Consider the following 14,674-nt stretch of genomic DNA (forward strand, 5'->3'; position numbering starts at 1 on the left):
CTCAGCGACGGCACCAGGGAGACCACGCGCCTGCCTGCCATGGCCTCAGGCTACGGCGACGGATCTCCGGCGGGCCGCGGGACCGCGAGCAGTTCGCCGCGGGCCACCGCCGCCGCCGTACGCACCGTGGCCGTCAGCCACGCCGCCACCAGCAGCCCGTACAGCAACGCCGCCAGCCCGCGGAACGCCGTCAGCCCGGTGTGCTCCGCCAGGCTCGCCGCACCCGTCACGCACGTGCCGACCGGGAACGTGAAGGCCCACCACGTCAGCGCGAACGGCATGCCGCGCCGCGCGGCCCGTACGACCAGCGCCCCCGCCACCGCCAGCCACAGCAGCGCGAAGCCCAGCACCGGCACCCCGTACAGCGTCGCGAACGCCCCCGGCACCGCCGCCGAACCGTCCGCCAGCGCGCCCGCCGCCGTCGTCGACTGCCCGAGCGGCCCCAGCACCAGGAAGAGCGCCGGCGTCAGCGCGAGCGGCAGCGGTCCCCGCTCCACCAGCCGGGCGAAGACCAGCGGCAGCATCAGCAGTGTCGCCAGCAGGCTCATCCCGAACATCGCGAAGCAGCCCAGCACCAGCGACTCCCGCCACTGCCCCGCCGGCAGCCGCGGCGCCAGCGCCGGGCCCGTGGCGGCCGACACCATCGGCGCCACCACCGGCAGCAGCCACACCGGGGAGGCGTCGCCGGGCCGCACCCGGTGGCGTACGACCATCAGATACGGCACGGCGACAGCCGCCACCAGCCCCACCGCCGTGCCCGCCACCCACAGCGCGGCCTGCCCCGCGAACGCCGCGTCCGCGCCGGTCACGCGCGCGCCCGCGGCGGCCGTCGCGGCGCCCACCGCGAGCAGGGCCATCGACAGGCACCCGTAGAACGGCGCGACCGCCGGATCGGCGAGGTGCTCGCGGGCGCGGTCGGTGTGCCGGGCCCAGTGCACGGCGCGGGCGGCCAGGAGCGCGCCGAGGAGGACGGCGGAGAGCGCCCAGACGGGCACGAGCGCGGCGGCCGGCAGGCCGACCGCGGCGCCGGCGGTGGCGACGACGGCGGTGCCCATGACGCCGGCGTACCAGTTCGGGCCCAGGTCGCGGGTGGACAGCCGGCGCCGGACGCGCGCGGTGGTGCGGGGGCGGACGAGCGTGGTGGCGGCCATGGCCCCAGCCTCGCGGGGGCCGCGGGCGCCCGGTAGAGCCCGCTTTGCTATCGACTCATAAGCTGGGGTTATGAGCGAGTACGAGGGGGCGGGCGTCCCGGAGCCGTCGCTGGCCCGCCGGGTGCCGGACCTGGCGGCGCTGGAACTGCTGCTCGCCGTCGCCCGGCTGGGCAGCCTCGGGCGGGCGGCGAAGGCCGTCGGCGTGAGCCAGCCCGCCGCCAGCGCCCGCATCCGCGCCATGGAACGGCAGCTCGGCGTCGCGCTCGTGCACCGCTCGCCGGCCGGGTCGCGGCTCACCGAGGCGGGCGGCGTCGTCACGGAGTGGGCCCGGCGGGTGGTGGAGGCCGCGGAGGCGTTCGACGCCGGCGCGCAGGCGCTGCGCGCGCGGCGCGACTCGCGGCTGCGGGTGGCGGCGAGCCTCACGGTGGCGGAGTACCTGCTGCCGGGGTGGCTGGTCGCGCTGCGCGCGGCCCGGCCGGAGACGGCGGTGTCGCTGCAGGCCGGGAACTCCGTGGCGGTGGCGGCCCAGGTGCGGGAGGGGGCGGCGGACCTGGGGTTCGTCGAGGGGCCGGGGGTGCCGGAGGGGTTGGACGGCGCGGTGATCGGCCACGACCGGCTGCTGGTCGTCGTCGCGCCGTCGCACCCGTGGGCGCGGCGGCGCGGTCGCGGGCTGCCGCCGGGGGAGTTGGCGGGGGCGGCGCTGGTGCTGCGGGAGCAGGGGTCGGGTACGCGGCAGGTGCTGGACGCGGCGCTCGCCCCGTACGGCGGGCTGGGCGTGCCGCTGCTGGAGCTGGCGTCGACGACGGCGGTGAAGGCGGCGGCGGTGACGGGGGCGGGGCCGGCGGTGCTGTCGGAGCTGGCGGTGGCGGACGAGGTGGCGGCGCGGCGGCTGGTGGCGGTGGGGGTGGCGGGGCTGGACCTGACGCGGGCGCTGCGGGCGGTGTGGCCCCGGGGCGAGCGGCCGTCGGGGCCGGCGCGTGACCTCCTGTCGCTGACGCGCGGAGGGCCGGGAGCGGGGGCGGGTGCCGTACGGGCGTGAGCGGGCCGGGTGTGGATGGTCCGTCGACCCGGTGCCGTGGGGGTTGGGGTGCCCCGGGCCCGCCCCTTCCCGCTTCCTCGGGGCTTCGCCCCCGAGACCCCCGGCGGGGCTGAATCCGCCCCCAACTCCCCGCTGCATTACGCTCGTTGCCACCCGCCTTGATCGTCAAGGCGTCGCACAGACGCGGGAGCACGCGGTGTCAGCTGACGACCAGTCCCTCATACCCGGCGTATCCGTCGACCGGCCGACGTCCGCCCGCGTATACGGCTGGCTCCTGGGCGGCAAGGACAACTACGCGGTCGACCGGGAGTTCGCCCTCAAGCAGCTCCAGGAGTTCCCCGCCGGGCTCGACATCACCCGCGAGAACCGCCTGTTCCTCTACCGGGCCGTGCGCTGGCTCGTACAGGAGGCCGGCATCCGGCAGTTTCTCGACATGGGCTGCGGGCTGCCCACGGACAACAACGTCCACCAGGTCGCCCAGCGCTTCGCCCCCGACGCCCGCGTCGTCTACGTCGACAACGACCCCGTCGTCCTCGCCCACGGCCGCGCGCTCCTCGCCGAGGACGCCTCCACCGTCGTCGTCAAGGGCGACCTGCGCGACCCCGCCACCATCCTCGACGACCCGGCCGTCACCCGGCTCATCGACTTCGACGAGCCGCTGGGCGTGCTCTACCTGTCGGTGATGCACCACGTCCCCGACGCCGACGACCCCGTCGGCGTACTGAACACCGTCCTCGACCGCGTCCGGCCCGGCAGTTGCGTCTGTCTCTCGCAGGTGGCGACCGACGACCCGGCCACCAGCGCGGCCATGACCGAGAGCGTCCGCGCCAAGGGCATCCCGTGGCAGACCCGGACGCCCGCCGAGGTCGACGCCCTCGTCGAGGGCCTGGAGCCGGTCGAGCCGGGGCTCGTGGACCTGGTCGACTGGCGTCCGGACCGGTTCCAGCCGCGGCTGGAACCGGTCGCTCCGGTGCTGGAGCCCTACCTCGGCACGACGAAGCACGCCAAGCCCGTCTACGAGTACGGCGGGATCGTCCGCAAGCCCGCGGGCTGAGACACCCGGCCCGGACACTCAGCCCGCCGCCGCCACCAGCCCCCGCATCACCCGCACGTCCTCGCCCATCTCCGGGTGCCACTGCACCCCCAGCGCAAAGTTCCCGGCGTCCGGCAGCTCCACCGCCTCCACCACGCCGTCCGCCGCGTACGCGGACGCGATGACGCCGTCGCCCAGCTCCGCCACCGCCTGGTGGTGGTACGCCGGGACCGTCACCGCCTCCGGCAGCAGCGCGGCGAGCCGGGTGCCCGGGACCGGCTTGATCTCGTGCTCGCCGAAGACGCCCGGTTGTTCGTGGTGGCCCTCCATGTGCTGCCGCAGCGTGCCGCCGCACGCGACGTTCAGCAGCTGCGACCCGCGGCAGATCCCCAGCAGCGGCAGCTCCGCCGCCAGCGCCGCGTCGATCAGGGCCAGTTCCCAGGCGTCGCGCTCCCGCGACGTCGGGGTGGGCTCGTCCGTGCGCGGGTCCGGGGCCGCGCCGTAGCGGGCGGGGTCCAGGTCCGGGCCGCCGGTGACGACCAGGCCGTCGAGGCGGCGCAGCGTCTCCGCCGCGCGGGCCGGGTCGTCCGGCGGGAGCAGCGCCGGCAGGCCGCCGGCGCGCTGGGCGAGGCGGTGGTAGCCGGCGGGCAGCAGTGCGGCGGGCAGTTGCCACCGGCCCCACCGGGCCTCGTCGACGAGGTAGGTGGAGATGCCGATCAGGGGCCGGGTCATCGGTTCTTCCTCACCTTAGGAGCGTTCGAGTTCCGCCTCGGCCGCGGCCAGCGCCGCGAACTCCTCCTCGGGCGCCGCCGCGACCAGACGGTGCCGACTGTAGAGGGCGAAATATCCCACGGCCACCGCGTATACGCAGCCCGCGATCATCGCCGCCCACTTGTCCACCAGGAACGTGGCCACCAGCGCCGACAGCGCGAGCACGAACGCCACCGCGGAGGTCACCGCCCCGCCGGGCGTGCGGTACGGCCGGTGCAGCTCCGGCTCGCGGCGGCGCAGCACGATGTGCGAGAGCGCCATCAGGGCGTACGAGATGGTGGCCCCGAACACCGCGACGTTCAGCATCCGCGCCCCGTCCCCGGTCGCGGCGGCCAGCGCGAAGCCGATCGCGCCGGGCACCAGCAGGCCCAGGTACGGGGCCTTGCGGCGGGAGGTGAGGGAGAGGGCGCGGGGCAGGTAGCCGGCCCGGGAGAGCGCGAAGAGCTGCCGCGAACCGGCGTAGATGAGCGAGAAGAACGAGGCGACGAGCCCGGCGAGGCCCGCGTAGTTGACGAACCGGCTCAGCGCGGTCGCCTCGCCGTCCGGCTGCAGCGCCTCGACCAGCGGGTTGCCCGCGTCCTGCACGGCCGCCGAGCCGCGGGCGCCGGCCGCGGTGATGAAGGTGACGACGGCGAGCAGCAGCAGGATCCCCATCGCCCAGGCCATCGCGCGCGGCAGCGTGCGGGACGGGTCCCTGGTCTCCTCCGCGGCCAGCGGCACGCCCTCGACGCCGAGGAAGAACCACATGCCGAACGGGAACGCCGCCCAGATGCCCATGATCCCGAACGGCAGCCAGGAGCTGGCCCCGAAGGCACCGCCGTCGACGGGGATGTCGTTGAGCGAGCCGGCGCTGAACTCCGTGACCGCGCCGACCGCGAAGATGAGCAGCGCCGCGACGGCGACGGCGGTCACTATGAGGCTGAAGCGCAGGGCCTCGCCGACGCCCCACAGGTGGATGCCGAGGAAGATCACGAAGCAGGCGAGGTAGACGGGCCAGCCGGAGGTGAGCCCGAACAGCTCCAGCGACTCGACGTAGTCGCCGATGAAGATGACGATCGCGGCCGGCGCGAGGACGTACTCGATGAGGATCGCCGTGCCGGTCATGAACCCGCCCCAGGGGCCGAGGGCCTTGCGGGCGAAGCCGTAGCCGCCGCCGGCCGTGGGCAGGACGGCGGCCAGCTCGGCGAGGGCGAACACCAGGCAGGTGTACATCACGCCCATGAGCAGCGCGGCGATGGCCAGGCCGCCGAAACCGCCCTCCGCCAGGCCGAAGTTCCAGCCGGAGAAGTCGCCGGAGACGACGTACGCCACGCCGAGGCCGGTGAGCAGCAGCGGCCCGGCGCTGCCGGCGCGCAGCGCGCGGCGCTCCAGGTAGGCCGCGTCCGCGGCGGCGTCCGCGGCGGCGTCCGCGACGGGACCCGAGGCGCCGTCGGGAGCGGCGCGGGGGCCGGGCGGTGCGGTGCGGGACTCGGTGTCTTCGCTCATGGTGCCGCTCCTGCCTCAACGGACGGTGGGAACCCAGCAATGGTGTGGCCCCATACCTTTGCGGCGCTGACGTGACGAGCGCAAGCCCCGTGCATGAACGTCCTGTAACGCCGCCCCCGGGCCCCGGGTCCGCGGCGGCGCTCAGCCCAGGAACCCGCGCAGCAGCGCCGCGGTGCCGGCGCAGTGCTCCCGCATCACCTCGCGGGCGGCGTCCGACTCTCCGCCGAGCACCGCGCCGACGAGCGCGGCGTGCTGCGCCTGGCTGTGCTCCAGGTTTCTGACCAGCAGCGGGATGCAGTCCAACAGCTCGTTGACGGTGGCCCGTACGGCCGCGTACTGCGCGGCGAGCCGCGCGGAGCCGGCCAGCTCGGCCAGGGTCAGGTGCAGCAGGGTGTCCAGCCGCCGGTAGTCGGCCAGCGGCGCGTCCTGCGTCGCCTCCAGCGCGGCGCGCAGCCGTGCCCGCTGCTCCGGCGTGAGCCCGGTGCCGGCGCACAGCTCCGCGGCACCCGTCTCCAGCACCTCGCGGAAGCGGAGTACGTCCTCCAGGTCCGTACGTTCCGTGCGCCGGCGCAGCTCCTCCTGCGCGTCGCGCCGCGCGGTCGTGCGCTCCCGTACGAACGTGCCCCCGTAGCGCCCCCGGCGGCTCTCCACCAGCCCCTCGTCCTGCAGCACCTTCAGCACGTCCCGCAGCGTCGCCCGGCTGATCCGCAGCCGCTCGGCCAACTCGCGCTCCGCGGGCAGCCGCTCGCCCGGCGGGACCAGGCCCAGGCGCAGCACCTGCAGTATCTGCTCCAGCGCCTCCTCGAAGCCGTTGCCCGCGCGCACCGGGCGCAGTACGGTCCGCAGCCCGTCGCCGGCCGCCGCGCCGCTGAACGCTCCCATTCCGCCCCCGCTCTCCCGGCCCACTGCCCCGGCCCACTTCCCAATCAAAGGTAATCGTGCATACCTTAAGACGCCCGCAGAAGAGGAGACCGCGCCCGTGACCGACTCCGACCGCACCCCCGCGCTGCCCGTGACCGAGCTGCGCCGACTCGTCGACGCCGGCGAACTCGACACCGTCGTCCTGGCCTTCACGGATATGCAGGGCAGGCTGCAGGGCAAGCGCTTCGCCGCCCCCTTCTTCGTCGACGAGGTCCTGGCGCACGGCACCGAGGGCTGCAACTACCTGCTGGCCGTGGACGCCGACATGAACACCGTCGACGGCTACGACATGTCGTCCTGGGAGCGCGGCTACGGCGACTTCGCCATGCACCCCGACCTCGCCACCCTGCGCCGCATCCCGTGGCACCCCGGCACCGCCATGGTCACCGCCGACCTCGCCTGGCACGACGGCTCGCCCGTCCCCGCCTCGCCGCGGCAGATACTGCGGCGCCAGCTCGACCGGCTCGCCGCCCGCGGCTGGACCGCGTACGCGGGCACGGAGCTGGAGTTCATGGTCTTCCAGGACACGTACGAGCAGGCGTGGAACAGCGCGTACCGCGGCCTGACCCCCGCCAACCAGTACAACGTGGACTACTCCGTCCTCGGCACCGGCCGCATCGAGCCCCTGCTGCGCCGCATCCGCAACGAGATGGGCGCCGCCGGCATGACCGTGGAGTCCGCGAAGGGCGAGTGCAACCTCGGCCAGCACGAGATCGCCTTCCGCTACGCCGACGCGCTGACCACCTGCGACCAGCACAGCATCTACAAGACCGGCGCCAAGGAGATCGCCGCCCAGGAGGGCACGGCGCTGACCTTCATGGCCAAGTACGACGAGCGCGAGGGCAACTCCTGCCACATCCACCTGTCCGTACGCGACGCCGACGGCACCCCCGTCTTCGCCGCGCCCGGCGACGGGTCCGGCGACCGGTCCGACGCCGGGTCCGACCCGTACGGGATGTCCGCGACCATGCGCCACTTCGTCGCCGGCCAGCTCGCCTGCCTGCCCGAGCTGACCCTCCTCTACGCCCCCAACATCAACTCCTACAAGCGCTTCCGCCCCGGCTCCTTCGCCCCCACCGCCGTCGCCTGGGGCCCCGACAACCGCACCTGCGCGATCCGCGTCATCGGCCACGGCGGCTCGCTGCGGCTGGAGAACCGGCTGCCCGGTGGCGACGTCAACCCCTACCTCGCCGTCGCCGGGATGATCGCCGCCGGGCTGCACGGCGTCGAGCACAAGCTCGAACTCCCCGAGCCCTGCACCGGCAACGCCTACGCCGGCGACGCCGCACACGTCCCCGCCACCCTCCGGGACGCCGCCGAGCTGTGGAGCAGCAGCACGCTCGCCCGCGAGGCGTTCGGCGAGGACGTCGTCCGGCACTACCGCAACATGGCGCGGGTCGAGCAGGAGGCGTACGACACCGCCGTCACCGACTGGGAACGCTTCCGGTCCTTCGAGCGCATGTGAGGTCGGCCCCCCTTGAGAGAATCAGCAGGATCAGCAGCACCCGCAACCCCGGCGGCCCCCGCCCCGCCGCACGAGCACACCGTCGTCAACCCCGCCACCGAGGAGACCGTCGCCACCGTCCCGGCCGCCGGCCCCGCCGAGGTCGCCGCCGCCGTCGCCCGCGCCGCCAGGGCACAGCAGGGCTGGGCCGCCCTCGCCCCCGGCGACCGCGCCCGGCTGCTGCGCCGCTTCGCCGCCGAGGTCGACGCCCGGATCGAGGAGCTGGCCCGGCTGGAGACCGCCGAGGCCGGCCACCCGGTGGCCGCCGCCCGCTGGGAGGCGGGCAACGTACGCGACCTCCTCGACTACGCCGCCGGGGGAGTGGAGCGGCTCACCGGCAGCCAGATCCCGGTGGCCGGCGGGCTGAACGTCACCTTCGCCGAGCCGCTCGGCGTCGTCGGCGTCATCGCCCCGTGGAACTTCCCCATGCCCATCGCCGCCTGGGGCACCGCACCCGCGCTCGCCGCCGGCAACGCGGTCGTGCTCAAGCCCGCCGAGGCCACCCCGCTGACCGCGCTGCGGCTCGCCGACCTGGCCCTCGAAGCGGGCCTGCCCGACGGGCTGTTCCAGGTCGTGCCGGGCGCGGGAGGTGTCGCGGGCGCGGCGCTCGTGGAACACCCGGACGTGGCGAAGATCGTCTTCACCGGCTCCACCGCCGTCGGCAAGCGCATCGCCGCGCGCTGCGCCGAGCAGGTCAAGCGGGTCACCCTCGAACTCGGCGGCAAGAACCCGAACATCGTCTTCGCCGACGCCGACCTGGAGCGCGCCGCTGCCGCCGCCCCCGCCTCGTTCCTCGACAACACCGGCCAGGACTGCTGCGCCCGCAGCCGCATCCTCGTCCAGCGCGGCGTGTACGAGCGCTTCCTCGCCCTGCTGGAGCCCGCCGTCCACGCCTTCACCGCCGGCGACCCCGCCGACCCCGCCACGCGGATGGGCCCGCTGATCTCCGCCGCCCACCGCGAACGGGTCCGCGGCCACGTCCCCGAGTCCCGGCCCGCCGCCATCCGCGGCACCGTCCCCGAAGGCCCCGGGTACTGGTACCCCGCCACCGTCCTCACCGACGCGGCGCCCGACGACCCGGTCAGCCGCGAGGAGGTCTTCGGACCCGTCGCCGTCGTCCACCCCTTCGACGACGAGGCCGACGCCGTACGCCTCGCCAACGCCGGCCCGTACGGTCTGTCGGGCTCGCTGTGGACGCGCGACACCGCCCGCGCGGTCCGCGTCTCCCGCGCCGTGGCCGCCGGAAACCTCTCGGTCAACTCACACAGCAGCGTGCGCTACTGGACGCCCTTCGGCGGCTTCAAGCAGTCCGGCCTCGGCCGCGAGCTGGGCCCGGACGCGCTCGCGTCGTTCACCGAGACCAAGAACGTCTTCATCAGCACCGAGGAGTGAGCACGTTGACCGACTTGACCGACGAGACCGCGGTCTGCCGCCGGCTGCCCGGCCGCACCGCCGTCGTCACCGGAGCCGGCAGCGGCATCGGCCTGGCCGCCGCCCGCCGGCTGGCGGCGGAGGGCGCGCACGTCGTCTGCGCCGACGTCGACGAGGCCGCGGGCAAGGCGGCGGCCGAGGCGACCGGCGGGCTGTTCGTACGGACCGACGTCACCGCCCCCGCCGACGTCGAGGCGCTGTTCCAGGCCGCGTACGACACGTACGGCTCGGTCGATGTCGCGTTCAACAACGCCGGCATCTCCCCGCCCGAGGACGACTCCATCCTGAGCACCGGCATCGACGCCTGGCGCCGCGTGCAGGAGGTCAACCTCACCTCCGTCTACCTGTGCTGCAAGGCCGCCATCCCGTACATGCGGCGCCAGGGCCGCGGCTCCATCGTCAACACCGCCTCGTTCGTGGCCGTCATGGGCGCCGCGACCTCCCAGATCAGCTACACCGCCTCCAAGGGCGGCGTGCTGGCCATGTCCCGCGAGCTGGGCGTGCAGTTCGCCCGCGAGGGCATCCGGGTCAACGCCCTGTGCCCGGGCCCGGTCAACACCCCGCTGCTCAAGGAACTGTTCGCCAAGGACCCGGAGCGCGCGGCCCGGCGGCTGGTGCACATCCCCGCGGGCCGCTTCGCGGAGGCGGAGGAGATCGCCGCGGCGGTGGCGTTCCTGGCGAGCGACGACGCGTCGTTCGTCAACGCCGCGGAGTTCCTGGTCGACGGCGGCATCGCGGGCGCGTACGTCACGCCGCTGTAGCCGCGCCTAGAGAAACGTACGGCCCTCGCCCCGGTACGTCGGCACCGACTCGGTGACGCGCTCGCCCTCGATCAGGTGCAGCGCGTCGAACCGCTCGCACAGCTCGCCCGCCTTGGCGTGCCGGAACCACACCCGGTCGCCGACCAGCAGGTCGTCGGCCGGGGAGCCGAGCAGCGGGGTCTGCACCTCGCCGGCGCCCTCCTGCCGGTCGTAGCGCAGGCCCTCCGGCAGGTACGGCACGGGCGGCCGGTCGGAGCCGGAGGGGCCGGAGGCGGGGTAGCCGCCGCCGAGGACGGTCACGACGCCGACGCCCGGGCGGCGGACGACGGGCAGGGCGAAGACGGCGGCGGGGCGGCCGTCGAACGCGGTGTAGTTGTCGAACAGCCGCGGCTGGTAGAGCCCCGACCCGGCGGCGATCTCGGTGACCGCGTCCTCCGCGGCGGTGTACTGCACGCTGCCCGTACCGCCGCCGTTGACGAACTCCAGGTCCGCCAGCCGGCGCACCGCCGCCACCGCCTCCGCCCGGCGGCCCGCGAGCTGCCGGCGGGCCGCCGACTGCATCAGCCGGATGGCGCGCGACCTCAGCGGCCGGCCCGGGATGTCGTCCCCGACACCGGTGACGTGCCCCTCGTACGCCATCAGCCCCACCAGCCGGAAGCCCGGCCGGCGCACCACCTCGCGGGCCACCGCCGCCAGCGCCGCCGGTTCTGACAGCGGCGAGCGGAGGGCGCCGACCCGTACCCGGCCGCCGAGCAGCCGCAGCGAGGTGTCCAGCTCCAGGCAGACGCGCACCTCCTCGCGCCCACCGCCGCGGGCCGCGTCCACGAGGTCCAGCTGTGCGGGGTCGTCCACCATGACCGTCACCGCGGCGGCGAGCTTCGGGTCGCCGGCCAGCTCGGCGAAGCCGGCGCGGTCCGTGGAGGGGTAGCCCAGCAGCACGTCGTCGAAGCCGGAGCGCGCCAGCCACAGCGACTCGGCGAGCGTGAAGGCCATGATCCCGGCGAAGCCGGGCCTGGCCAGCACCCGCTCCAGCAGCGCCCGGCAGCGCACCGACTTGCTCACCACCCGGATCGGCTTGCCGCCGGCGCGGCGCACGAGATCGGCCGCGTTGGCGTCGAACGCCTCGGTGTCGACGGCGGCGAACGGGGCGTCGAGGTGGGCGGTGGCACGGTCGTAGCGGGAGCGCAGAGCAGCGTAATCCGGCATGACCGAAGACTGCCACCGTGTGACCGGGGGCGGTAGAGGGGTACGGACAGGATGAGGCGATCGGGCGGCGCACCGTCCGTCGGGGGAGCCCAGTAGAGTGTCGCGAGCGCCTGTCAGCAGGACGTCCGGGGGCTACTCACAGGAGGGGAGTGAGGGGGCTGTTGAGCACTGACGCAGAGCAGACGCCCGCCGCCCCGCCGTCGCCGGCTCCGCAGTCGCCGGCTCCGCCGGCCGGGAGCGCGGAGCCCGCACGCCCCGCGGAGCCCGCGGGAACATCCGGGCCGGCGCCAGGCGCCGGGTCCGCGGCGGGAACCGCCGAGTCCGTACGTTCCCCGCGGCCCGCGCCGCCGGCCGAACTCCCGGGCGCCGCCGCCCGGTCGGCCCCGGCCGACCCGGCCGCCCCCTCCTCGCGCACGCCGCCGCACCACCCGCCGCGGCCCTACGCCCCGCCCGTGCCCGCCGTCCCGCCCAAGCCCGTAGGCGCCCCGCTGCACATGGCATCCGTGCTCCCCTCCGACATCCCCCGTCCCGAGCCGGAGCCGCCCGCCGAGCGGCGCGGCGTCGCGCGCACCGTGGCCGCCGCCGTCGCGCTCATCACCGGCATCGGGCTCGTCGCCGGCGCGGCCACCGGCAGCTGGCTCAGCGACGGCCCGCGGGCGCAGGCCCAGCCCGGGGCGTACGAGGTGGCCCGCGGCCTGTGGCACGCCACCGAAGTCGACAAGCTCTTCCCGCCCCGGCTCGAAGGCGACGGCGCCGGCCCCGGCGGCGCCGACCGCGTCTGGGTGCGCGTCGCCGTCGCCCCGCCCGGCAGCTGCAAGGCGGGCCTCGACCCGGCGCTCGCCCGGGAGTTGCGCCGCGTCGGCTGCGAGAAGCTGCTGCGCGCCACGTACGCCGACGAGACCCGCAGCAGCGTCACCACCGTCGGACTGGTCTTCACCACGGCCGGCGCCGCGAAGATGGGCCGGTTCGAGGACCGCTTCGAGGACGAGGAGCTGGGCGCGCGGCCGGACATGCTGCCGCGCGCGTACGGCACCGAGACCGGCCCCGCCGCCGGCTTCGGCGACGAGCAGCGCGCGACCTGGACCGTACGGGTGCTCTCCGACGCCCCCGTCGTCCTCTACGCCGTCACCGGCTTCGCCGACGGCCGTGCCGTGCCCGAGCCGCAGCCCGCCGCGGACGCCGTCCACCCCACCGCGACCGCCGCGCCCGCGCAGGCCGGCCTCGGCCACGACGCCGAGGGCATCGCCGACCGCGTCGAGCGCAGCCTGCGCAAGACCTCCGCCGGGGCGACGGAGTCCCCGCGATGACCCGCCCGGCCCCCGCGCGCCGCCGCGCCACCGCCCTCCTCGCCGCGCTGACCGCCGCCGCGGCCCTGCTCACCGCCACCGTCGCGCCCGCGCACGCGGACGGCCTGCAGGAACTCCAGTGGGGCCTGGACGACGTCCGTGCCCCCGAGGCATGGGACACCACCCGCGGCGCCGGCATCACCGTCGCCGTACTCGACACCGGCGTGGACGCCTCCCACCCCGACCTCACCGGACAGGTGCTGGACGGCAAGGACTTCGTCGGCTTCGGCGCCCGCCGCGGTGACGACTCCTGGGCCCGGCACGGCACCGCCATGGCCGGCATCATCGCCGCGCACGGCCACGGGCCCGGCGCCGCCGAAGGCGTCACCGGCGTCGCGCCCGAGGCGAAGATCCAGCCGGTACGGGTCATCCTGGAGGACGGCGACGCGCAGCGCAGCAAGGCCCGCGACACCCGCGGCAGCGCGCTCGCCGACGGGATCCGCTGGGCCGTCGACAACGGCGCCGACGTCATCAACCTCTCCCTCGGCGACGACAGCAAGTCCGCCCACCCCGAGCCCGGCGAGGACGCCGCCGTGCAGTACGCGCTGCGCAAGGGCGTGGCCGTGGTGTCGTCCGCCGGCAACAGCGGCGAGAAGGGCGACCGCGTCTCGTACCCCGCGGCCTACCCCGGCGTCATCGCCGTCACCGCCGTCGACCAGGTCGGCGCGCGCGCGGACTTCTCCACCAGCAACTGGTACGCCACCGTCGCCGCCCCCGGCGTCGACGTGGCCATCGCCGACCCCGACCGCACGTACTACGAGGGCTGGGGCACCAGCGCCGCCGCCGCCTTCGTCTCCGGCGTCACCGCCCTGGTCCGCTCCGCCAACCCCGACCTCAGCCCCTGGCAGATCCGGGACCTGCTGCGGGACACCGCGCAGGACCCGCCCGAGGGCGGCCGCAGCGACGAGCTGGGCGCGGGCCGGGTGGACGCGGCGGCGGCCGTCGCGGCGGCGCGGGAGACAAAGGCCGCGCCGCAGGAGCCGGCGGCGGCCTCGTACGACGAGAAGCGCTTCGGCGCGGCGCCCGCGGTCGTCACCGCCGAGGACGACGGGCCGGGCGGCCTGGCGCTCGTCGCCGGGGTCCTGGGCGTGGGGCTGATCGCGGGCGCGTGGTTCCTCTGGCGCGGCCCGCGGCTGCGCCAGGCCGGCGCCTGGCGCGGCCCGGCGCCCCCGTCCTTCGCGCCGCCGCCGGCCGAGCCGCCGCGGTCGGCACCCCCGCCCGGCGCGGGCGCCGGCGGACCGCGCCCGCAGGGCGGTGACGGGCCCCCGCTAGGCTCGTCGGGTGCCGCTGAAGAACATCCCTGACCCCGGTTTCGCCGGCGACGACGGCTCCGCCGACCCCCGCCTCGCCGCCGCCCTGGCCACGTACGCCGAAGCCCCCGACGACCCCGGGGCCGGGCCCCGGGTGCTGGCGGCCCTGGCCGGAACGCGGGTGCTGGTCCCCGTCGTCGCGCTCCTCGGCGAGTCGGAGGAGACCCCGGCCGGATTGCGGCGCGACAAGACCAGCGACATGGCGGTGCCCACCCTCGAAGTCCCCGGTGGTCGCCGCGCCCTCCCCGCCTTCACCTCCACCGCCGCGCTCGCCCGCTGGGACCCCGCCGCCCGTCCCGTGGCGGTGCCGCTGCCGCAGGCCGTACGGGCCGCGGTCGCCGAGCGCGCCGACACCGTCGTCCTCGACGTCGCCGGACCCGTGCCGTACGAGCTGACCGGCCCGGCGCTGCTCGCCGCCGCCGAGGGCCGCGGCAGCACCGACCCGCTGGCCGACCCCGCCGTCGTCGCGGCCGTGACCGCCGTGGTGGCCGCGGTCGCGGGGGTACGCGCCGCGTCCCTGGCCCGCGCCGGCGACGCCGACGGCACCCTCGCGCTCGCTCCCGACCCCGGCGCCGCCCCCGCCGGCGTCGCCCGCCGGGTCGCCGAGGCGCTGGCCGCCGACCCCGTCCTGCGGGCCCGGCTGGTCCGCGGCCTGGACCTGGCCCTGCTGCCGCCGGACGCCCGGCTGCCGGGCGAGCCGCTGCCGCTGCGCTGAG

The 14,674-nt window shown here is 76.1% G+C and carries 13 protein-coding genes; 8 read left to right on the forward strand and 5 right to left on the reverse strand.

Annotation, left to right across the window (positions count from 1 at the left end; all coding sequences use genetic code 11):
* Positions 1 to 50: 50 nt before the first annotated feature.
* Positions 51 to 1,151, reverse strand: coding sequence for an SLAC1 family transporter (locus T328_RS03625; protein ID WP_496494373.1), 1,101 nt, complete (start codon positions 1,149 to 1,151; stop codon positions 51 to 53).
* 70 nt (positions 1,152 to 1,221) lie between these two features.
* Here T328_RS03625 and T328_RS03630 point away from each other — a divergent pair, with 70 nt between their 5' ends.
* Together T328_RS03630 and T328_RS03635 are read left to right on the forward strand one after the other, a co-directional pair.
* Positions 1,222 to 2,190 carry a LysR family transcriptional regulator gene (locus T328_RS03630; RefSeq protein WP_496494374.1) on the forward strand — a complete coding sequence of 323 codons (969 nt, stop codon included), beginning with the start codon at positions 1,222 to 1,224 and terminating at the stop codon, positions 2,188 to 2,190.
* A 196-nt stretch (positions 2,191 to 2,386) separates the two neighbouring features.
* Positions 2,387 to 3,244 (forward strand): SAM-dependent methyltransferase, encoded by an 858-nt coding sequence (locus T328_RS03635; RefSeq protein WP_496494375.1) that lies wholly within the window; start codon positions 2,387 to 2,389, stop codon positions 3,242 to 3,244.
* A gap of 18 nt (positions 3,245 to 3,262) precedes the next feature.
* Here the strand turns inward: T328_RS03635 and T328_RS03640 are convergent, their stop codons facing one another.
* From T328_RS03640 to T328_RS03650, 3 genes are all read right to left on the reverse strand, one after another.
* Entirely contained in the window at positions 3,263 to 3,955 is a 693-nt protein-coding gene (locus T328_RS03640; protein ID WP_496494376.1) for a gamma-glutamyl-gamma-aminobutyrate hydrolase family protein, read from the reverse strand.
* A gap of 15 nt (positions 3,956 to 3,970) precedes the next feature.
* Positions 3,971 to 5,479, reverse strand: a complete 1,509-nt coding sequence (eat, locus tag T328_RS03645; RefSeq protein WP_496494377.1) for an ethanolamine permease — start codon at positions 5,477 to 5,479, stop codon at positions 3,971 to 3,973.
* A 141-nt stretch (positions 5,480 to 5,620) separates the two neighbouring features.
* On the reverse strand, positions 5,621 to 6,361 hold the full coding sequence (locus T328_RS03650) for a FadR/GntR family transcriptional regulator (RefSeq protein ID WP_496494378.1): 741 nt from the start codon (positions 6,359 to 6,361) through the stop codon (positions 5,621 to 5,623).
* Between the two features lie 97 nt (positions 6,362 to 6,458).
* On the opposite strand from T328_RS03650, the gene T328_RS03655 reads away from it, so the two are divergent.
* Genes T328_RS03655 through T328_RS03665 form a run of 3 tightly spaced genes read left to right on the forward strand, consistent with a single transcriptional unit; the run spans position 6,459 to position 10,096 of the window.
* A complete protein-coding gene (locus T328_RS03655) occupies positions 6,459 to 7,865 on the forward strand; it encodes a glutamine synthetase family protein (protein ID WP_496494379.1) in 1,407 nt (468 codons plus the stop codon).
* A gap of 12 nt (positions 7,866 to 7,877) precedes the next feature.
* Complete coding sequence (locus T328_RS03660; RefSeq protein ID WP_496494380.1) at positions 7,878 to 9,296, forward strand: aldehyde dehydrogenase family protein; 1,419 nt, start codon at positions 7,878 to 7,880, stop codon at positions 9,294 to 9,296.
* Between the two features lie 14 nt (positions 9,297 to 9,310).
* The gene (locus tag T328_RS03665) at positions 9,311 to 10,096 is read left to right on the forward strand and encodes a 3-oxoacyl-ACP reductase (protein WP_496494886.1); all 786 of its coding nucleotides are present in this window, start codon (positions 9,311 to 9,313) and stop codon (positions 10,094 to 10,096) included.
* A gap of 6 nt (positions 10,097 to 10,102) precedes the next feature.
* Here T328_RS03665 and T328_RS03670 read toward each other — a convergent pair whose 3' ends face one another.
* Positions 10,103 to 11,302 carry an amino acid deaminase/aldolase gene (locus T328_RS03670; RefSeq protein ID WP_496494381.1) on the reverse strand — a complete coding sequence of 400 codons (1,200 nt, stop codon included), beginning with the start codon at positions 11,300 to 11,302 and terminating at the stop codon, positions 10,103 to 10,105.
* 452 nt (positions 11,303 to 11,754) lie between these two features.
* Between T328_RS03670 and T328_RS03675 the strand changes: the two genes are divergently transcribed.
* From T328_RS03675 to T328_RS03685, 3 genes are read left to right on the forward strand one after another with little or no spacing between them, the layout of a single operon-like run.
* Positions 11,755 to 12,609, forward strand: a complete 855-nt coding sequence (locus tag T328_RS03675) for a hypothetical protein (RefSeq protein WP_496494382.1) — start codon at positions 11,755 to 11,757, stop codon at positions 12,607 to 12,609.
* A complete protein-coding gene (mycP, locus tag T328_RS03680) occupies positions 12,606 to 13,952 on the forward strand; it encodes a type VII secretion-associated serine protease mycosin (protein WP_496494383.1) in 1,347 nt (448 codons plus the stop codon). Before T328_RS03675 ends, mycP begins: the two co-directional genes overlap by 4 nt.
* Entirely contained in the window at positions 13,930 to 14,673 is a 744-nt protein-coding gene (locus T328_RS03685; RefSeq protein ID WP_496494384.1) for an SseB family protein, read from the forward strand. Before mycP ends, T328_RS03685 begins: the two co-directional genes overlap by 23 nt.
* Position 14,674 lies beyond the last annotated feature (1 nt).

This window comes from Streptomyces sp. CNX435 (assembly GCF_059570575.1).

Bases quoted from the DNA above. Each gene is read 5' to 3' on its own strand.
- T328_RS03640 (WP_496494376.1), bottom strand. From the start codon at position 3,955: ATGACCCGGCCCCTGATCGGCATCTCCACCTACCTCGTCGACGAGGCC.
- mycP (WP_496494383.1), top strand. From the start codon at position 12,606: ATGACCCGCCCGGCCCCCGCGCGCCGCCGCGCCACCGCCCTCCTCGCC.
- T328_RS03625 (WP_496494373.1), bottom strand. From the start codon at position 1,151: ATGGCCGCCACCACGCTCGTCCGCCCCCGCACCACCGCGCGCGTCCGG.
- eat (WP_496494377.1), bottom strand. From the start codon at position 5,479: ATGAGCGAAGACACCGAGTCCCGCACCGCACCGCCCGGCCCCCGCGCC.
- T328_RS03650 (WP_496494378.1), bottom strand. From the start codon at position 6,361: ATGGGAGCGTTCAGCGGCGCGGCGGCCGGCGACGGGCTGCGGACCGTA.
- T328_RS03670 (WP_496494381.1), bottom strand. From the start codon at position 11,302: ATGCCGGATTACGCTGCTCTGCGCTCCCGCTACGACCGTGCCACCGCC.
- T328_RS03630 (WP_496494374.1), top strand. From the start codon at position 1,222: ATGAGCGAGTACGAGGGGGCGGGCGTCCCGGAGCCGTCGCTGGCCCGC.